The organism is Yersinia sp. 2540 StPb PI (assembly GCF_052217165.1).
GTDB lineage: Bacteria > Pseudomonadota > Gammaproteobacteria > Enterobacterales > Enterobacteriaceae > Yersinia > Yersinia enterocolitica_E.
On sequence record NZ_JAZGQC010000001.1, the window covers coordinates 1,541,577 to 1,561,480 of the forward strand.

The window sequence follows — 19,904 nt, forward strand, 5'->3', positions numbered from 1 at the left end:
TGTGTTCAGTAGCAAGAATTTAATGTTAATTTGTCCGTTACCCGTATTATTAATTAACGGGAACTGTTTTGTACTTGGCAAAAATAAAGATAATGGCAAAACATAAAGCAGGAATAATTTCAGCCGTAGGTATATTCCCTGCCGCATCGCTAACTAATCCCATGATCGGGGTGACGATACCACCACCGACAATGGTCATAACAATAATAGATGCGCCATATTTAGTGTCTTGATTTAGATTCTTAATGCCTAATGAGAATATGGTTGGGTATTGGATCGACATAAACATACTGCACAGGGTGAGTGCTAATAATCCAATATGTCCGCCGAAGGCCGCAGAGATAATACATAACAGCATAGAGATAAATGCATAAGCCGCTAAAACTTTCTCTGGTGCGAAACGAGTAATTAACCAGGTGCCACTGAATCGACCGATAAAGAAACATACCATGGTGGCCGTTAAATAATTAGCCGCATATCCCGGTGTGATATTCGGTAGCTCTTCAATGGCATAACGAATTAAATAGCTCCAACATGCGGTTTGTGCGCCAACATAACAGAACTGTGCTAATACCGCCCAGCGCCAATGTGTTATCTTTAATAACCGTGGTAGTGATGCAAAGAAAGAACCGTTATGCGAATCATCCGATTCACTTTTTATTGCCGGGAAACGAGTGATTAAAATTAATAGCGCAACAAAAATAACCACAGCAACAATAATCAGATAGGGTAATTGAACAGCTTTTACTAAACTATGATGATAGCTATTCAAATCCTCAGCAGACAATTTATCCAGCACTTCCTGTGTTTGGTGGGGCACATTGGAGAGTATTAAGCTTTGGCCGAACACTACCGCAATAATGGCCCCGAAAGAGTTAAAGGTCTGTGCCAGGTTAATACGGAAGTGACCGGTTTTTTCTGGCCCCAATACAGTAACAAAAGGATTGGCAGCCGTTTCCAGGCAACCTAAACCGGCAGCGATAATAAATAATCCGATTAAAAACAAGGTGTAATTCATCGTTTCTGCCGCAGGCCAGAACAATGCCGCCCCGAAGGCATAGAACAGTAATCCAGTAATAATCCCCGCCTTATAGCTAAACCTTTTCATCAATATCCCGGCAGATATTGGGATTAAGAAGTAGCCAAAATAGAAGGAGGATTGAATCAGCCCCGCTTGAAAGTTGGTCAGGGTGAAAGCCTGCTGAAATTGAGGTAATAAAATATCATTTAGGTTGTTTGCTACTGCCCAAAGGAAGAACAGTGAACACAGTAATGCGAAAGGAATCAGATACCTTTTTTTATTTGCAGCCTCGTCACTTACCGAGGCGGAAATTTTAGTGCTATCTGTTTGTATTAAAATATTTCCCATGATGCCCTCGTCAGATACTTCACTAGTCCGAAAGTTTGTAATGTTCGACGGAATTATTTTTGTTTAATGAGTGATACTTTCTCTGGCGAGCCACAACTGCCTGAGTGACAAATTTAAATATCCTCATTGCGATAAGTCCCGTTCTTTATAAGGTAAAAATTGCTAAAAAGTATGAGCTGAATCACATTGGTAACTCAATGCTGATATTTTGTGATGACAGTCACTTTAAATAAAAACATTTCATGACCGTTTGAAATGAATTGTGTTTCAAACACACATGGGTAATGACCGATTTTTCTATTTCTGTCACAAACGGTCAGTTATTGGAAAATAGCCCGACACTTAATCATTCGGCGTCACTTGACCGTTTGTCCATATTGTTTTTTCAAACGGACATTTCATGCAAATAAATAAGATCTAAATTGCGATTAAGTTATGAATAGTCATGACATGGCTCACATTTTGGTGTGCTTTATTTCTCAGTTGAATTAAATGAGCGAAAGATATATCCACAGTTGTTAACGCTTATTCACCTACATCCATTATTCAATGCATTTTTATATTTAGGTATTTGCATCTTAAGAGAGGAACAAATGAAGAGAGAAGCACTGGCGCGCGATATTATCAATACTTGCCTGGAAATGACCCGTTTAGGGTTGAATCAAGGGACGGCTGGCAATGTTAGTGTGCGCTATCAGGATGGATTTTTGATTACGCCCTCCGGTATTGCCTACGACAAACTGACGGAGTCGCATATTGTTTATATCGATGCCAGCGGCCACCATGAGCCTGGCAAAGTCCCTTCCAGTGAGTGGCGTTTTCATCAGGCGGTTTATCATACCCGGGCAGACGCCAATGCGGTGGTACACAACCACTCAGTCCATTGCACCGCAGTATCGATTCTTAACCGCCCGATCCCGGCGATTCATTACATGATTGCCGCTGCCGGTGGCGATGATATCCCCTGTGCGCCCTACGCCACTTTTGGTACCAAAGCGCTGTCTGAACATGTCGCCGTGGCGATGAAGCACCGCAAGGCCACGCTGTTGCAGCACCATGGCCTGATTGCTTGTGAGGAGAATTTGGCCAAAGCGTTGTGGCTTGCTCATGAAGTTGAGGTGTTGGCAACACTGCTGCTGGCTATCTTGCCGATTATTGATGAGGTGCCGGTGTTATCCAAAGAAGAAATCAGCGTGGTACTGGAGAAATTCAAAACCTACGGTTTACGGGTTGAAGATTAGCGTGCGGGTTAAAATACCGAGAGGAATCAGTCATGAACAGAATGATTTTAAACGAAATGGCATGGTTTGGGCGCGGTTCACTGGATGCGCTCACCGATGAAGTGACACGGCGGGGATATAAAAAAGCGTTAGTGGTCACCGACAAAATACTGATGGAGTGCGGTGTCGCGGCTTGCCTAATCAGCCGCTTGCAACAGGCCGGTCTGGATTTTGCTGTCTTTGATGCGGTAACGCCCAACCCGACAATCGCCATCGTACAACAAGGTGTGGCTGTTTTTCGCCAAAGCGAGGCGGATTATCTCATCGCGCTGGGCGGCGGTTCGCCACAAGATACCAGCAAGGCCATCGGCATTATTATCAATAATCCTGAGTTTGCTGATGTGCGCAGTTTGGAAGGGGTGGCTGACACCCGCAACGCTTGTGTACCTATTCTGGCCATTCCAACCACAGCCGGTACTGCGGCAGAAGTGACCATTAACTATGTAATTACTGATGAAGAGCGGCGGCGCAAATTTGTTTGCGTCGATCCTCATGCTATTCCGGCAGTGGCATTTATTGATGCTGACATGATAGACAGTATGCCAGCGGCCCTGAAAGCCGCGACCGGGGTTGATGCGTTGACCCACGCCATCGAAGGTTATCTGACTAAAGGGGCTTGGGAACTGACAGATGCTTTGCATCTTAAAGCCATTGAAGTCATCAGTCGTTCATTGCGGGCTTCTGTGCAAGGTGATGCCGCCGCCACCGAAGATATGGCACTTGGGCAGTATATCGCTGGAATGGGGTTCTCAAACGTAGGGCTGGGGTTGGTTCATGGTATGGCACACCCTCTGGGGGCGTTTTACAACATGCCACACGGTGTCGCCAACGCCATTTTACTGCCTTATATCATGCGTTATAACGCCGCTTATACCGGTGAACGCTTGCGTCAAATCGCGATGGCGATGGGCCTCGACAATGCCCTGAGTGGGTCATTGGCACAGGTTCGTGAGCAAACCATTCAGGCAGTAATTGAATTGAACCGTGATATTGGCATTCCGTCATCCCTGAGTGCGGTGGGTCTGCTGGCTGATGATATTCCCGCGCTGGCAGCAGCAGCCTTCGCGGATGTATGTACCGGCGGGAACCCGCGTGAAGCATCGATTGATGAAATTATGGCGCTGTATCATCAGGCTTGTTAAACAGAACGGTTATTTGTCACAGATTCATCATAAAGCAGTGAGGAGAAGGTAATCCCCACTGCTTTATTGATACCAGACAACACCCGCACTACCCATAAGGGGTAGGCTCATAACTGCGGGAAGAACTGTTTATCATCCTAACTATAATAACTGCTGTAGCTGGGCCACTGCGCTCTCATTCATGACACAACCTCTCCCGCAGAATTACTCATTTTTTTGAATTAATCGGATTTCATCTATCACGGATGTTGTCCATTTTCTGGAATGCAACCAAGTGGGAATCTTATGAAAGAGACCAACGAATCCCGGCTATTAACGGCAGAAGTCACGCGCCGAAAACTGGTCCAAACGACGCTTATCGGCAGTCTTGCCATGGCAACCGGAGCCTTTTCGCTCCCGTTCTCCCGCGCCGCCCGCGCGGTGCAATCGGCAATAAATCCGCTCAATAATGACAAAGTGATCTGGAGTGCTTGTACTGTCAACTGCGGTAGCCGCTGCCCGCTACGTATGCATGTCGTTGATGGCGAAATCAAATATGTCGAAACCGACAACACTGGCAATGATGATTTTGATGGCTTGCATCAGGTGCGTGCCTGTTTGCGTGGCCGCTCCATGCGCCGCCGGGTATACAACCCTGACCGTCTGAAATACCCAATGAAGCGTATTGGCGCACGTGGGGAAGGCAAATTCAAGCGCATCTCATGGGAAGAGGCATTCGACACCCTTGCGGGCAGCATGCAAAGCATCATTAAAGAATATGGTAACGAAGCTATCTATCTGAATTACGGCACCGGCACCTTAGGTGGCACCATGACCCGCTCATGGCCACCGGGAGCGACGCTATTGGCGCGGCTGATGAATTGCTGTGGTGGCTACCTTAATCATTATGGTGACTACAGTACTGCGCAAATCGCTGCTGGCCTGAATTACACTTATGGTGGCTGGGCTGATGGCAACAGCCCGTCCGATATCGAAAACAGCAAGCTGGTGGTGCTGTTTGGTAACAATCCGGCTGAAACGCGCATGAGTGGTGGTGGGGTCACCTACTATCTGGAGCAGGCACGGGAGAAATCCGATGCCAAGATGATAGTGATTGACCCACGCTATACCGATACCGCAGCAGGTCGAGAAGATGAATGGATCCCGCTGCGGCCCGGTACCGATGCGGCACTGGCATCGGCCTTGGCCTATGTGATGATTAGCGAGAATCTGGTCGATCAACCGTTCCTCGATAAATATTGTGTCGGTTACGATGAGAAAACCCTGCCGGCAGATGCGCCAAAAAATAGCCACTACAAAGCCTATATTTTAGGGCAGGGCGCAGATGAAACCGCCAAAACACCACAATGGGCGCAAGCCATCACCGGTATTCCAGCCGCAAGAATCATTAAACTGGGGCGTGAAATAGGGTCGGTGAAACCGGCTTATATTGCGCAAGGGTGGGGGCCGCAGCGCCATTCCAACGGCGAAAATACCAGTCGGGCCATTGCCATGTTGGCTATCCTGACCGGTAACGTTGGCATTAATGGCGGTAATTCTGGTGCCCGCGAAGGCTCTTACGGTTTGCCGTTTGTCCGCATGCCAACACTGGAAAACCCAGTTAAAACCAGTATCTCGATGTTCCTGTGGACTGACGCGATTGAACGCGGGCCAGAAATGACCGCTACCCGTGATGGTGTGCGCGGTAAAGATAAGCTGGATGTACCGATCAAGTTTATCTGGAATTACGCCAGTAACTGTTTGATTAATCAGCATTCAGAAATCAACCGTACCCACGACATTCTGCAAGATGATAAAAAATGTGAAATGGTGGTGGTTATCGATAATCACATGACCTCGTCAGCCAAATACGCCGATATCATCCTGCCTGACTGTACCGCCTCTGAGCAGATGGACTTCTGCCTTGACGCTTCCAGCGGCAATATGGCGTATGTGATTTTTGCCGATCAAGTCATCAAACCGCGTTTTGAATGCAAAAACATCTATGAAATGACCACAGAACTGGCAAAACGCATGGGGGTGGAGCAGCAATTTACCGAAGGGCGCACGCAAGAAGAGTGGTTGCGTCATCTCTACCAACAATCGCAACAGGCCATTCCTGAACTGCCTTCTTTTGAGGCGTTCCGCGAACAGGGTATCTTTAAAAAACGCGATCCGGCGGGGCATCATGTTGCCTATAAAGCGTTCCGCGCAGACCCTATTGCCAATCCGTTGACCACACCATCGGGCAAAATTGAGATTTACTCTGCCGAACTGGCACAGATTGCCGCCACGTGGGAACTGCAACAAGACGATGTTATCGATCCGCTGCCGGTCTATGCCGCAGGTTTTGAAAGCTACGATGACCCGCTCAATCAGCAGTATCCATTACAGTTAACGGGTTTCCACTACAAAGCCAGAACCCACTCCACCTACGGCAACGTCGATGTTTTAAAAGCGTCCTGCCGTCAGGAAATGTGGATTAACCCAATGGATGCCCGCGAGCGAGAGATCAAAAATGGCGATATGGTGCGTATTTTCAATGGCCGGGGCGAAGTTCAGATTAACGCCAAAGTCACACCGCGCATGATGCCAGGGGTTGTGGCACTGGGTGAGGGGGCATGGTATAGCCCGGATGAGAAACGTATTGATCGCGCGGGCAGTATTAACGTATTGACCACTCAGCGACCTTCTCCGTTGGCGAAAGGGAATCCATCCCATACCAACCTCGTTCAAGTTACCAAGGCATAAGGAGCTGACTGATGACAACGCAATATGGTTTTTACATCGACTCCAGCCGCTGCACTGGGTGCAAAACTTGCGAGTTGGCCTGCAAGGATTTCAAAAACTTATCCACCGATGTTAGCTTCCGGCGTATCTACGAATATGCCGGTGGGGATTGGCAGCAAGATAACGGCGCATGGCACCAAAATGTGTTCGCTTACTATCTCTCTATCGCCTGTAATCACTGTAGTGATCCCGCCTGTACCAAAGTATGTCCGAGTGGCGCAATGCATAAGCGTGATGATGGTTTCGTTGTGGTAAACGAAGACATTTGCATCGGTTGCCGCTATTGCCATATGGCATGCCCATACGGTGCGCCGCAATATGACGAAGCAAAAGGGCATATGACCAAGTGTGACGGCTGCTATGAAAGAGTCGCTGCCGGTAAGAAACCGATTTGTGTCGATTCTTGCCCACTGCGGGCGCTGGATATGGCCCCTATTGATGAATTACGCGAGAAATACGGTGATTTGGCCGAAGTCGCACCATTGCCAGCAGCCCATTTCACGCTGCCGAATATCGTAGTGAAACCTAATGCCAACAGCCGTCCGGTCAGAGATACCACCGGTCATCTGGCAAATCCGAAGGAGGTATAATATGGGCATGGGATGGCATGAATGGCCTCTAATGGTCTTTACGGTACTGGGGCAGTGCGTGGTCGGAGGCTTTATTGTGCTGGGACTGGCGCTGATATTCGGTGGTTTGAGTCACGACCAGCAACAGCGGATTCACCGCAGCATGTTGGTACTGTGGGTGCTGATGGCACTGGCTTTTATCGCCTCGACACTGCATTTAGGTTCGCCAATGCGAGCATTCAATTCATTAAGCCGCATTGGCGAGTCGGCGCTCAGTAATGAAATAGCCGCCGGTTCGCTGTTCTTTGCGGTGGCAGGTTTTTACTGGTTGTTGGCCGTATTGGGTAAAATGCCTGCGGTACTCGGCAAAGTCTGGCTAGTGGTCGCCATGGTGCTGGGCGTCGTATTTGTCTATGCCATGTGTCGAGTCTATTCCATTGATACTGTTCCCACTTGGGACAACCTCTATACCCCGCTAGGTTTTGTTCTTACCACCTTGATTGGCGGCCCGATGTTGGGTTATCTGTTGTTACAACTGGCCGGGATTAATGGGCGAATGATGCTGCAACTACCGATGATCAGTGTATTGGCACTGATTATCAGTATTGCCAGTGTCATTATGCAGGCGGCCAGTTTGTCGACGATTTACAGCTCGGTACAGCAAGCCTCAGAGCTTATTCCCCACTATGGCACCCTGATGGTATGGCGTTTGGTGTTACTGGTTCTGGGGCTGGGTTGCTGGATTTGTCCGTTAATCAGAGGCCGCACACCGATGACGCTCGGCATGATCTTCGCTATGCTGCTTATCTTTGCGGGTGAGCTAATTGGCCGTGGCGTGTTTTACGGGTTGCATATGACGGTCGGAATGGCAATCGGCGGTTAAATGATAGCTTGATGGCGACTGAGCAAAGCCCTGCTGGGTTTACGCCCAACCTGGCTTTGCTCGCAATGCTTCACCCGTTTGATGGCGAATTGATCGCGCTTCTGAGGTAACGAAATGGTTGGAAACAATATGACTTATCAACAAATTGCGCTGACTGGCCACGTATTGGGTGCGCTGTTTTATTGTGAACCGGACAGTCCGGCGTGCAGTGATATTGTGGCGCAACTCAGCAGTGATGAGTGGGTAGCCCAGTGGCCTTATGGCCTGGAAACTCAACTAATGCCCATTGCCGCTTTATTGGTGCAAGACAAGTCAGATGAAACCCTGGAAGAGGCTTGGCAGCGGCTGTTTATTGGCCCATATGCACTGCCCGCTCCCCCGTGGGGATCGGTTTATCTGGATAAAGAAAATGTCCTGTTTGGCGACTCGACGCTCAAACTGCGTGATTGGATGGCGCAGCAGCAAGTGGAGGTGACACTGGAGCAGCAAGAGCCAGAGGATCATTTCGGCTTATTGCTGATGATGGCCGCCTGGCTGGCAGAACATCAACCAGCGGATTTACCAGTTTTACTGGCAGAACACCTGTTGCCGTGGGGGTATCGTTACCTCGCCTTGCTGCAATCTGATGCCGGACACCCGTTTTATCAGGGGCTGGCTGAGTTAACGACCCTGACGTTGACCCACTGGCAACACGAATTACAGGTGACGCCTGCGGTGATTGAGTTATATCGCTGACTCAGAATTTATTTATTCAATAACGAGTGTCACTTTTTTGCCAATATTGCCAGCCATACTAATCAGAGAATCAAGAGTGAATTTTTCAGTTTTTTGATTAACAACATCGGAAACTCTCGGACGCGACACATGTAATAATGTGGCTGCGTCCACTTGCCGTATTCCTTCTGATTTAATCCAATTGGCAATAGATGTCATGAGCGCTTTTTTCATTGCTAAAGCCTGTTCAATTTCTGCATTTGACTCCGCTAACAATTGAGTTGCTTTGTCATCAGTAAAGCCTAAATCAGTAAAAATATTGTCTCCAGCGGTAGTGATGTGACGTGATGCTGTGTCAATTTTATCTATCATTTTTTGTTCTCCGCTCATGAATAACTTCTTTATAACGAACCTTAATAATATTGACGTCTTTCTGACTGGTTCTTTGCGATTTTTTTTGGAAACTGTGTAATACGTAAATTTTATCTTCGAATTTGGCAATATAAACAACACGATAAGCTTTGGAATTATCATCTAACCGTATTTCAATAACCCCCGCTCCCCAATCATTTATAGGTTTGGAATCATTAGGTTCGATACCATGCTGGATATTGCGTAGTTGCTTCCCCGCTACCGCACAAGCACTTTCTGGGAAAGCCTTCAGATCCTCAAGTGAACTACCACGCCAATCGATTATTTTTCCAATCATTCATCACTCCTTGATGTCTGTATAAAATTTTATACATTCGAGTGAAATAATCAATCCGTTTTTTGTACTGTTACATTCTTATCTAAGCGGCTTTTATCCGAGCTATCTCTCTATCCGTGTCGACTAATTTGTGACCGGCTTCTACTTTCCTTGCACTCACATTGGACAAGCTGCGGGGCGTTTGTATTATTACGTTGAATATAAATTTAATAGTGAATATATATTCAATGCGGAGAAAAATAATGAAAAATACCCTACTGAAATCCTGTCTTACCGCAGCATTGATCTCAATGGCGGGTGTTGCTGGTGCCGCCAGTAACGGCCTGATCGCCATTATCACCCCATCCCACGATAACCCGTTCTTTAAAGCGGAGGCGGAAGGTGCTAAAGCCAAAGCAACGGAACTGGGATACACCGTACTGGTGGCTTCTCATGATGATGATGTGAACAAACAAAACCAACTGCTGGAAACTGCCATTGCTCGTAAGGCTAAAGCGATCATTCTGGATAACGCCGGATCGGATGCCACTATCGGGCCATTGAAAAAAGCCAAAGCGGCCGGTATTCCGACTTTCCTGATTGACCGTGAAATTAATGAAACTGGAATCGCAGTATCGCAAATCGTGTCGAACAATTATCAGGGTGCACAACTGGGCGCTGAGAAATTCGTTACGTTGATGGGTGGCAAAGGCAAATATGTTGAATTGCTCGGCCGTGAGTCCGATACCAATGCTCATGTTCGTTCACAGGGTTATCACGACGTGATTGACGAACATAGCGACATGAAGATGGTTGCCCAACAGACTGCAAACTGGAGCCAGACTGAAGCATTCAACCGTATGGAGTCCATTTTGCAGGCTAACCCAGATATCACTGGGGTGATTTCCGGCAACGACACCATGGCACTCGGTGCAGAAGCGGCATTGAAAGCTGCGGGGCGCAATGATGTCATTGTCGTCGGCTTTGACGGCAGTGACTATGTTCGCGACTCGATCATCAACAAAGGCAATATCAAAGCCACTGTATTACAGCCGGGTTGGGCACAAGCTCAGATGGCGGTGGTGCAGGCTGATAAATATCTGAAAACCGGCAAAACCGGGTTGGAAGAAAAGCAACTGATGGATTGCGTATTGATTGATGAAAACAATGCCAAGAATCTGAATGTCTTTGCACTGAAACAATAATCGCGACTGAAACACCCATCTTATAATCACCGGTTATTAAAACCATGGTTTAAGAATGAGGGGCGTAATCGCCCCTCCTGACAGGAGGCAGTATGTGGTTCAGTGCCTTATCGAAAGCAGGCGGTTTGTTGGTTATCAGTACGGTGCTGGTGGCTTGTACCGTGGTTGATTTGGATGAAAACGGTAAACCGATTCTGCCAGTCGATCCTAACGCGGTGGTCAGTGACTATAACCAGCCACCGGATAAAGTCGCCTCCACCATTTGGGTGAGTAAAGTTATGCCGTTTGCCAATAGCAATGCGCTCAGTTGGCAGCAGGTAAAGCAGCAACAAAGTCAGCCAGCAGCAGGGAAAAATAGCCAAAGTCGTTTTGTTCGTTTTAACGGCAAAGTGGTGGCGGTAGACACAGAAGGGCGGGAAGGGTTGATTCGTTTGGCCATTGACGGTGATGAACAAGTGCTGCAAGTGGGGCCAATCGTCAAAGGTAATGCCATTCGTGATGCATCAACGTTTATCCGCTTCGAAGATTTTAAAAATCAGGTGCAATACGCCCAGCTCTCTAAAGCATTAAGCAAGCGTGCTTTGCAGGATGTGGCAAAACCCGATGCCAGTTGGGTCGGGCAGCAAGTCGAGGTATTGGCAGCGGTGACACTCACCCCTACCGGTCTGAGCAATGGTGTGCCGCTCAGTTTGAATAAGGAGAGCCACTAATGGATCACAGACCTGACATCGTCATGCGTGCTGAGGACATTTCAATGCGTTTTCCTGGCACATTGGCGCTAGATGCCGTCAGTTATAACGTTTATCGCGGCAAAGTGAATGTGATTATCGGCGAAAATGGCGCCGGAAAATCTACCTTAATGAAGATCTTGGCTGGGGTACAGCAACAAACATCCGGCCAAATCTACCTGAATGGTAACGCGGTGAGTATTGCCAATACTCGTGAGGCGGCGGCGCTGGGTATTGGCATGGTTCATCAGGAGCTGAACCTGTCGGAAAACCTCAATGTTGCGGAAAACATCTTTCTGGGGCGTGAGATTCAGCAAGGCTTGAAACCCATTAATCAGGCGGCGCAGGAGCTGATTGCTGAACAGTTAATGGTGCGTCTTGATCAGGTTATTTCGCCGAAAGAGATGGTGTCAAACCTGAAAGTAGGCCAGCAGCAATTAATTGAAATCGCCAAGGCACTGGCAGAACAGGCGGATATTCTGATTCTGGATGAGCCGACGTCGGCGTTGAGTAAAACCGAAGTTGATATCTTGTTTCGGGTTATTCGCGAACTGACGCGACAGGGTGTTTCCATCGTCTACATCTCACATCGTTTGGAAGAGTTGATGGCGATTGGTGACTACATCACGATTTTGCGTGATGGCCGTTTTCAGGCTGAAGCTGCGGTAAAAGATATTGATGTACCGTGGATTGTGCGTGAAATGCTGGGCAGTGACCCGGTTTCCAGTTTTCTTCACCCGGACCGCACATTCGGTGCCCCGATGATGGAGGTTGATAATGTCACGTTAATCAATGAATCCGGCAACACGGTAGTGAATCAGGTCTCATTGCAAGTGCGGGCGGGTGAAATTGTCGGCATCTATGGGTTGATGGGGGCAGGTCGTACCGAATTGTTTGAATGTCTGCTGGGCACGCAGCAGAGCTATCTTGGCACTATCCGGCTCAATGGCACGTCGATTAATGCCAAAACCTCAACCGCAGAGCGCATTCGTCTGGGAATGAGTCTGGTACCGGAAGACCGTAAAAAAACCGGTATTTTCCCTGTGTCATCGGTGGCCAATAACCTGACTATTTCCAGCTTATGGCGTCGGTTAAAACACAGCTTCACTATCTGGCAAGAGAGTGAGTCACAAGTGGTGGCGTCGGTTATCGGGGATTTGTCGATCAAAGTCTCTTCACCGGAAGTAGAGATTCAGGCTCTCAGTGGCGGTAATCAGCAAAAAGTGGTGATAGGGCGCTCATTACTGACCAGTCCAAACATTTTGCTGTTGGATGAGCCAACGCGAGGCATTGATGTCGGGGCGAAAGCTGATGTGTTTGAAATGATGGTGAAACTCTCTGAGCAGGGGATTGGTATTTTGTTCTCAACCTCTGATCTGAAAGAGATCATGGCGGTATCTGACCGCATACTGGTGATGTCGAATGGCAAGCTGACCGCGAACTTATCCCGTCAGTCGGCCAGTGAATCGGCATTGGTTACGGCAAGCGCACAAGGGTTCGAATGATGAAAGCAACAACTGGCACTGCGTTGGCGAGTCACCGGCCCGGTGGCGCGTCGTGGTCACGGGAAAATATGCTGCTGCTTCTGCTCAAGATGCGCACTTTTATTGCCCTGTTTTTGATTCTTGGTTTCTTCTCCGTGATGGTTCCGGGCTTTCTGGCGACGGGTAGCTTGATCATTATGGTGAAGCATATCGCTATCAATGCCTTCCTCGCACTGGGCATCACGTTTGTCATTATCACCGCAGGGATTGACCTCTCTATCGGGGCAACCTTGGGGCTGTGCGGCATGATCGCAGGCTGGATGATCACCCAAGGTATTGTATTACCGATGTTTGGTATTGCCATTTTCCCTAGTGTTTGGGTGGTAGTCCCGGTGGTATTGGTCATCGGTGCACTGATTGGCGCGGTCAATGGTTGGATTATAACCCGCTATAACGTCGCGCCGTTTATCTGCACCCTCGGTACCATGTATGTGGTTCGTGGTGCGGCGATGCTGATTTCTGGCGGTGAAACCTTCCCAGGCTTACAGGGTAATCCACAACTCGGAAACACCGGTTTTGATCTACTGGGGTCTGGCACGTTACTGGGTTTGCCGATCGCCATCTGGATCATGTTCATTTTGGCTCTGGTGATTGCCTATGTAGCGCGTCGCCTACCTTTTGGTCGCCATGTCTACGCTATCGGTGATAACGAGAGAGCCGCCGAACTGTCTGGCGTTAAAGTCCGGCAGGTCAAAGTTTGGGTTTACACCATTTCCGGTTTCTGTGCGGCAATTGCCGGGATCATTGTTTCCGCTCAATTGGTGGCCAGCCACCCTGCGAACGGCAGCGGCTTTGAGATGAATGCGATAGCGGCCGTGGTATTGGGGGGAACTTCTCTGGCCGGTGGCCGTGGCACCATCCTCGGCACACTGATCGGCGCATTTGTTATCGGTATTTTGGCTGACGGGCTGGTGATGATGGGGGTCAGTGAATTCTGGCAAATGGTTATTAAAGGTATCGTAATTATTGTGGCTGTGATTATCGACCAGATGCAAAACCGTATGCAGCATAAAGCAGCAATTGTGTCGCAAAAAGCCAACGTAGTTGCGCAAGTGGGCAAAAGCGAGCAGGCATAAAGAACCCATAACGGCTAATGAGCTGATGGGGTAACACCTTGCCCTAAGCCGCAGAACACTGAAGAGGTAACGCCGGAGGAGGCTTTCCGGTCAGGCTTGATGAAAGCTATTTTTTAGCACCATCAGGAATAAATATTCGCTAATGAGTAAAAATTCAATGGCGAAGGAAAATATAAGAGAGGTAATGTCATGAATCCGTATTCACTGTCAATCGATGAGCTGGTGAGAAAGGCGCGGGCTATCCGCCGCCGGATCGTCCTGCTTAATGCGAACAGCCCCGCAGGGGGGCATACCGGTGCTGATCTTTCGCAGGTAGAGATTCTGACCGCACTCTATTTCCGCATCCTTAATTGCGCACCTGACCGGTTAACTGATCCTGAGCGCGATATCTATGTGCAATCTAAGGGCCATGCCGTTGGCGGCTATTACTGCTGTCTGGCGGAAGCGGGTTATTTCCCAGAGGAATGGTTGGCAACTTATCAACACGCTAACTCTCATCTGCCGGGCCATCCGGTAAAACACAAAACGCCGGGGATCGAATTAAATACCGGCGCGTTAGGACATGGTTTGCCGGTCGCCGTCGGGATCGCATTAGCGGCAAAACGCGCCAACAGCCAACGCCGAGTATTTGTTCTGACCGGCGACGGTGAGTTAGCCGAAGGCAGTAACTGGGAAGCGGCATTAGTGGCTGCTCACTATCAGTTAGACAATCTGATAATCATTAACGATAAAAACAAACTCCAACTGGCGGGCACCACCAAGTCAATTATGAATACCGACCCGTTGGCGGATAAATGGCGTGCATTTGGTTTAGAAGTAACGGAATGCCAGGGTAATAACATGCAATCGGTGGTGGAAACATTGGAGGCATTACAACCCAAGGGTAAACCCAATGTGGTGATTGCCAACACCGAAAAAGGTGCCGGTATCTCCTTTATTCAAGGGCGCGTGGAGTGGCACCATCGGGTGCCGAAAGGTGCTGAAATTGATCTGGCACTGGAGGAATTGAGCGATGAGTAATGCAGAACATTTGGCCTCAGTGATGGTTGAGCAGTTTATCAAAGCCGTGGATAACGGTGTTGATCTGGTTCCGGTGGTGGCTGATTCCACTTCGACGGCGAAAATCGGGCCGTTTACTGCTCGCTTCCCTGATCGCGTGGTTAACGTAGGTATTGCCGAACAAGCGATGGTCGGCACAGCCGTGGGCTTATCCATGGGCGGGAAAGTTGCAGTAACCTGTAATGCCGCGCCATTCCTGATTTCACGCTCCAATGAGCAGCTAAAAATCGATGTTTGCTACAACAATAGCAATGTTAAGTTGTTCGGTCTCAATTCTGGCGCCAGTTACGGGCCGCTGGCCAGTACTCATCACTGTATCGATGATATTTCTATCTTACGTGGTTTTGGCAATATCGAAATTTATGCTCCCTCTGACCCACAAGAGTGCCGTCAAATAATTGATTATGCTATCGCCCATCAGGGACCGGTCTATATTCGTCTGGACGGCAAATCCTTGCCACAACTCCATGATGAGCACTACCACTTTGTACCGGGGCAGATTGATGTCTTGCAGGATGGTCAGGATATTGCTCTGGTAGCGATGGGTTCTACAGTGCATGAGGCTGTAAGTGCTGCCGCGATACTGGCGGATAACAACGTTTCTGCTGCGGTGGTCAACGTTTCTTCTATTCGTCCGTGTGATACTCAGCAACTGTTAACCATTCTCCAGAAGAGTCAGCGGGTGATTACCATCGAAGAGCACAACATTAATGGTGGTGTGGGCAGTTTGGTGGCTGAAGTGTTGGCCGAAGCGGGCAGTGGGATCCCATTGGTGAGATTAGGTATTCCTGATGGCGGCTATGCGATTGCTGCCGACAGGGCAGATATGCGTGCCTGGCATGGTTTTGATGCGGCAGGCATTGTAGCGCGTGCTCTGCGGTTTTGCCGAGGAGAGTAATCATGTCAACGCCGATTATTCTGGCTATTGATGAAGGCACCACCAATGCCAAAGCCATTGCAGTGGACACTGCCGGGCAGATTCTGGCGAAGGCTTCAGTGCCTCTTCTGCTGAATCACCCAAGGCCTGGTTGGGCAGAGCAGGACCCGCTGGCTATCTGGCAGGCGGTCTGTTTGGCAATCGAAGGCTGTCTGAACCAGTTGGCAGGTGCGCGGGTGGCCGGTGTTGCCATCAGTAACCAGCGTGAGTCGGTGCTGATTTGGGAGCGGGATACCGGCACACCACTGACGCCAGTGGTGAGTTGGCAATGTCGGCGCTCAGAGCTTTTCTGTCAAACGCTGAGCCAGTTACCTGAGGCGGCAATGATTGCCGAACGCACTGGATTGCAGATTGATCCGCTGTTTCCGGCCGCCAAGGTTCACGGCATGCTGGCAGAAATCCCACGTGGTGTGGAACGTGCGGCTCACGGTGAACTGTGCGTCGGAACCATCGACTGCTGGCTAACCTGGCAGCTCAGTGGCGGCCAAAGTTTCTCGACCGATTTCTCCAATGCAGCCCGTACCCAACTGTTTAATATTCATTCCGGCCAATGGGATCCTGACCTGCTGGCGCTATTTGGTATTCCCAGTCTTTGTCTGCCTGCGGTATTACCCTCGGCGGCTATCCACGGACATACCGGTAATACCGGTATTATTGGCTTGCCACAGGGGGTACCGATTGTGGCACAAATCGGCGACTCCCACGCTGCGCTCTATGGGCAGGGCGGTGACCGTGCGGGCGAAATAAAAGCGACCTATGGTACCGGCTCTTCCCTGATGACTACCGTGAAGCAGGCGGTAACACAGAGCAATGGTCTGAGTACCACCATTGCCTGGCATGACGGCGAACTACGTTATGCCCTCGAAGGCAATATCACGCATACCGGTTCGGGGGTGGCGTGGGTTTCACGCATGCTAGGTATCACGGATTTAGCGCACTTGACCGAGATGGCGCAAAGTCAGTCAGGTAATCAGGGGGTCTATTTTGTTCCAGCCCTCTCGGGATTAGGGGCGCCTTATTGGGATAGCCAGGCTCGTGGTCTGTTCTGCGGCTTGACCGATGCTACCACCCCTGCGGTATTAGCCCGCGCCGGGTTAGAGTCGGTCGCCTACCAAATAGCCGACGTCTTTTTTGCTATGGAGCGGGCTGGCAACCATCGTCTTGAACGGCTGCGGGTAGATGGTGGAGCGACCAGCAACCGCTGGTTGATGCAATTTCAAGCCGACCTGTTGCAGCGCACGTTGATACGCAACCATACCGCCGAAGTATCGGCACTGGGAGCGGCATATTTAGGCGGGAAAACCCTCGGTTGGTGGCAGGATAACCAGCAATTAGCCGCACTTCCCCGTGAAGTGGAATACATCGAACCGCGCGCTCAAAGTGCGGAGATGCAAGATAACTATAGCCTCTGGCAAACGGCCATCGCGCGCGCGCGTTTTCAGCCGAAATAACCCACACTAGGAGTAAGCATATGTCAGCAATACCTCGTAAGTTAACTTTCGCGGTGATTATCGGCAACCGGGGGTTTTTCCCAAGCTATCTGGTGGCTGACGCGCGCCGTGATGCTCAGGCGCTGTTTGATAGACTGGGCATCAACATCATTATGCTCAATGAAGAGCAAACCCCCTTGGGGGGGGTTGAAAACTGGCGTGATGCCAACGTGTGTGCCGAGTTATTCCGTAAGCACAGCGAAGAGATCCATGGTGTAGTAGTGATTCTGCCCAACTTTGGTGATGAAAAAAGTGTCTCAGATGCTATTCGCCTTTCGGGCCTCAAAGTACCGGTATTAGTACAGGCTGAAGAAGATGCGCTGGATAAAATGGGGCTAGCGACGCGTCGCGACAGCTTCTGCGGCAAAATCTCGTTATGTAACAACCTGCGCCAATATGGCATTCCATTCACATTGACCAAGCAGCATGTTTGTAGTCTAAACAGCGAAATATTTAGCCACGACGTCGAGCAATTTGTACAACTGTGCCGTGTGGTGCATGCCATGAAACGGGTGCGTGTCGGGGCTATTGGTGCTCGTCCAACTAACTTTAATACCGTGCGCTACAGCGAGAAGTTATTGGAGAATTTGGGCATTACTGTTGAAACGCTCGATTTATCCGAAGTGTTCTTCCGCGTCGCTAATCTCAGTGATAACGATATTCGTGTTGGTGAAAAACTGGCGCTGTTAAAAGCCAACGGTGACACCAGTGCTATCCCACAAGATAAGTTACACAAAATGGCGAAACTGTTTGTGGTTATCAGTGAATGGATTATCGCCAACGATATCGATACCACCGCCATGCAGTGCTGGACCTCGCTGCAACAGAATTTGGGTATCAACGTCTGTTCCATTATGAGCGTGATGTCCGGGCAACTGATGCCAAGTGCCTGTGAAGTGGATGTCATGGGGGCACTATCGATGTATGCGCTGGCGAGTTGCTCACTGGCGCCGGCCTCAATTGCTGACTGGAATAATAACTTTGGCGCAGAGCGTGATAAATGTGTGTTATTCCACTGTGGCAACTTTGCCAGTGAAAGTCTGGAAAGCTCAACCATGGGCACCGCTGATATTATCGGAACAACTGTAGGTTGCGAGAATACCTGTGGTGCTGTCCATGGCCGCATGAAATCCGGGCCATTGACCTATTTCCGCCTCTCTTCTGATGATTTTACCGGCCAGGTTCGGGCTTATGTCGGTGAAGGCCGTTCTGTCAGTGACGAGTTAGATACCGTGGGTTGCCGTGCGGTAGTGGAAGTGCCACAGCTGGAAAGCTTACTTACGCATATCTGTAATAATGGTTTCGAACACCATGTGGCGATGAACCATTCAGCGACAGCTCAGGTATTGCAAGAAGCATTCAGTAAGTATCTGGGAGTTGATTGTTACTGGCATGGGAAGTCGCCGCTTTAGTTTCAATGACGTTATCAAATGCCGCACCAGGGAGGGCGCGGCGAATCATTATGGTGATTATTAACCGAGCGCAGTCGCTTTAAAGCAAGGTTTCGGCGGTTAATCTGTCGGTAATCAATACATCAACATAGTTACCCGTCAGTGCGCCACGAATGGCAGCACTTTTCCCTACCCCTCCTGCCAGCGCTACCACTCGGGGGCAGGCGCGCAGTTGTGGTAGCGACATACCAATCACTGGATCTTCTTCATCGCTGAGTACCGCATCGCCAGCAGCATCAAAATAATGCAGACATAAATCACCCACGGCGCCACGCTCTGCCAGCAACTTGAGCATCTCTTCGTGATAATAGTTACCGGAGTTTCTCAATAGCTGTGATGGCTCCAGATCACCAATTCCCACCAATGCCAGATCAACTTCGGCGAATTTATTCACTACATCGGCAACTTCACCACTGGATATCAGGCGTGCACGGTCTTCTGTCGAACGTTCAATGCTTTGAGCGGGCAGCAAGTAAGCCGGGCAATTTAAAATATTGGCTAATGCTTGAGTTAACAAGGTGGCTTGCACATTACCATTGGGGCCAACCCCTCCCAGTAATTGGATAACCCCGCTGGTTTTGATGTTAAGCGGATGAAGGTTATCAACCATCGCCCGGATAGTGCTACTCCACGAAGAGATCCCCACCATATCGTTTGGGCGAATACTGGTTTGCATGTAATGGGCAGCAGCAGAACCAATAGCTTGCTTTATTTGGACTGGGTTGGCGTCATCAGCAATATCCACCACAATGGCCTGATCGATTCCATAGTGTTTTTGAATCCGTGATTCGATACCAATAAACATATTGGCAGGCTGAATCACGCTGATTTTCACCACTCCTTCTTTAACGCAGCGGGTGATCGCTCGGGAGACAAAAGATTGAGATAAATGCAGGCTGTCAGCAATTTCAGATTGCTTCATACCTTCGCTGTAATACAGCGTGGCTATTTTCACCAGCAACCGTTGCTCATCTTGTCTCGACATGGTTCCGTCCCGCTA

General features: G+C 49.3%; 18 protein-coding genes. 14 read left to right on the forward strand and 4 right to left on the reverse strand.

What is annotated here, in order from left to right; all coding sequences use genetic code 11:
* Positions 1–49 precede the first annotated feature (49 nt).
* The gene (gene fucP / locus V1956_RS06845) at positions 50–1,369 is read right to left on the reverse strand and encodes an L-fucose:H+ symporter permease (RefSeq protein WP_442824940.1); all 1,320 of its coding nucleotides are present in this window, start codon (positions 1,367–1,369) and stop codon (positions 50–52) included.
* Between the two features lie 593 nt (positions 1,370–1,962).
* Between fucP and V1956_RS06850 the strand changes: the two genes are divergently transcribed.
* The 6 genes from V1956_RS06850 to dmsD all read left to right on the forward strand — a co-directional run bounded on the left by V1956_RS06850 (position 1,963) and on the right by dmsD (position 8,747).
* Positions 1,963–2,610 carry an L-fuculose-phosphate aldolase gene (locus V1956_RS06850; RefSeq protein ID WP_442824941.1) on the forward strand — a complete coding sequence of 216 codons (648 nt, stop codon included), beginning with the start codon at positions 1,963–1,965 and terminating at the stop codon, positions 2,608–2,610.
* Between the two features lie 32 nt (positions 2,611–2,642).
* The gene (gene fucO, locus V1956_RS06855) at positions 2,643–3,791 is read left to right on the forward strand and encodes a lactaldehyde reductase (RefSeq protein WP_442824942.1); all 1,149 of its coding nucleotides are present in this window, start codon (positions 2,643–2,645) and stop codon (positions 3,789–3,791) included.
* Between the two features lie 285 nt (positions 3,792–4,076).
* Positions 4,077–6,521 carry a dimethylsulfoxide reductase subunit A gene (gene dmsA / locus V1956_RS06860; RefSeq protein WP_420074478.1) on the forward strand — a complete coding sequence of 815 codons (2,445 nt, stop codon included), beginning with the start codon at positions 4,077–4,079 and terminating at the stop codon, positions 6,519–6,521.
* A gap of 11 nt (positions 6,522–6,532) precedes the next feature.
* Positions 6,533–7,150: a DMSO/selenate family reductase complex B subunit gene (locus V1956_RS06865; RefSeq protein WP_005181957.1), complete on the forward strand. Its 618-nt coding sequence runs from the start codon at positions 6,533–6,535 to the stop codon at positions 7,148–7,150.
* A 1-nt stretch (position 7,151) separates the two neighbouring features.
* A complete protein-coding gene (locus V1956_RS06870; RefSeq protein WP_420074477.1) occupies positions 7,152–8,012 on the forward strand; it encodes a dimethyl sulfoxide reductase anchor subunit family protein in 861 nt (286 codons plus the stop codon).
* Between the two features lie 129 nt (positions 8,013–8,141).
* Positions 8,142–8,747: a Tat proofreading chaperone DmsD gene (gene dmsD, locus V1956_RS06875; RefSeq protein ID WP_372559832.1), complete on the forward strand. Its 606-nt coding sequence runs from the start codon at positions 8,142–8,144 to the stop codon at positions 8,745–8,747.
* A gap of 12 nt (positions 8,748–8,759) precedes the next feature.
* Here dmsD and V1956_RS06880 read toward each other — a convergent pair whose 3' ends face one another.
* Positions 8,760–9,098: a helix-turn-helix domain-containing protein gene (locus V1956_RS06880; protein WP_372559833.1), complete on the reverse strand. Its 339-nt coding sequence runs from the start codon at positions 9,096–9,098 to the stop codon at positions 8,760–8,762.
* Positions 9,088–9,435, reverse strand: coding sequence for a type II toxin-antitoxin system RelE/ParE family toxin (locus V1956_RS06885; RefSeq protein WP_420074476.1), 348 nt, complete (start codon positions 9,433–9,435; stop codon positions 9,088–9,090). The genes V1956_RS06880 and V1956_RS06885 overlap by 11 nt, the downstream gene beginning before the upstream one ends.
* A 242-nt stretch (positions 9,436–9,677) precedes the next feature.
* On the opposite strand from V1956_RS06885, the gene V1956_RS06890 reads away from it, so the two are divergent.
* The 8 genes from V1956_RS06890 to V1956_RS06925 all read left to right on the forward strand — a co-directional run bounded on the left by V1956_RS06890 (position 9,678) and on the right by V1956_RS06925 (position 18,865).
* On the forward strand, positions 9,678–10,619 hold the full coding sequence (locus tag V1956_RS06890; RefSeq protein ID WP_050086418.1) for a D-ribose ABC transporter substrate-binding protein: 942 nt from the start codon (positions 9,678–9,680) through the stop codon (positions 10,617–10,619).
* A 92-nt stretch (positions 10,620–10,711) separates the two neighbouring features.
* Positions 10,712–11,329, forward strand: a complete 618-nt coding sequence (locus V1956_RS06895) for a DUF2291 family protein (protein WP_083160269.1) — start codon at positions 10,712–10,714, stop codon at positions 11,327–11,329.
* Positions 11,329–12,852 (forward strand): sugar ABC transporter ATP-binding protein, encoded by a 1,524-nt coding sequence (locus V1956_RS06900; RefSeq protein ID WP_083160267.1) that lies wholly within the window; start codon positions 11,329–11,331, stop codon positions 12,850–12,852. Before V1956_RS06895 ends, V1956_RS06900 begins: the two co-directional genes overlap by 1 nt.
* Positions 12,852–13,967: an ABC transporter permease gene (locus V1956_RS06905; protein ID WP_372559834.1), complete on the forward strand. Its 1,116-nt coding sequence runs from the start codon at positions 12,852–12,854 to the stop codon at positions 13,965–13,967. The genes V1956_RS06900 and V1956_RS06905 overlap by 1 nt, the downstream gene beginning before the upstream one ends.
* A gap of 189 nt (positions 13,968–14,156) precedes the next feature.
* Positions 14,157–14,987: a transketolase gene (locus V1956_RS06910; protein WP_372558109.1), complete on the forward strand. Its 831-nt coding sequence runs from the start codon at positions 14,157–14,159 to the stop codon at positions 14,985–14,987.
* Entirely contained in the window at positions 14,980–15,924 is a 945-nt protein-coding gene (locus V1956_RS06915) for a transketolase family protein (RefSeq protein WP_420071255.1), read from the forward strand. The genes V1956_RS06910 and V1956_RS06915 overlap by 8 nt, the downstream gene beginning before the upstream one ends.
* 2 nt (positions 15,925–15,926) lie before the next feature.
* Positions 15,927–17,414, forward strand: a complete 1,488-nt coding sequence (locus V1956_RS06920; RefSeq protein WP_442824943.1) for an FGGY family carbohydrate kinase — start codon at positions 15,927–15,929, stop codon at positions 17,412–17,414.
* Positions 17,415–17,434: 20 nt separating this feature from the next.
* Positions 17,435–18,865, forward strand: a complete 1,431-nt coding sequence (locus V1956_RS06925) for an L-fucose/L-arabinose isomerase family protein (protein WP_372558112.1) — start codon at positions 17,435–17,437, stop codon at positions 18,863–18,865.
* Positions 18,866–18,944: 79 nt separating this feature from the next.
* On the opposite strand, the gene V1956_RS06930 is transcribed toward V1956_RS06925, so the two are convergent.
* Positions 18,945–19,889, reverse strand: a complete 945-nt coding sequence (locus tag V1956_RS06930) for a sugar-binding transcriptional regulator (protein ID WP_083160256.1) — start codon at positions 19,887–19,889, stop codon at positions 18,945–18,947.
* Positions 19,890–19,904: the final 15 nt, after the last annotated feature.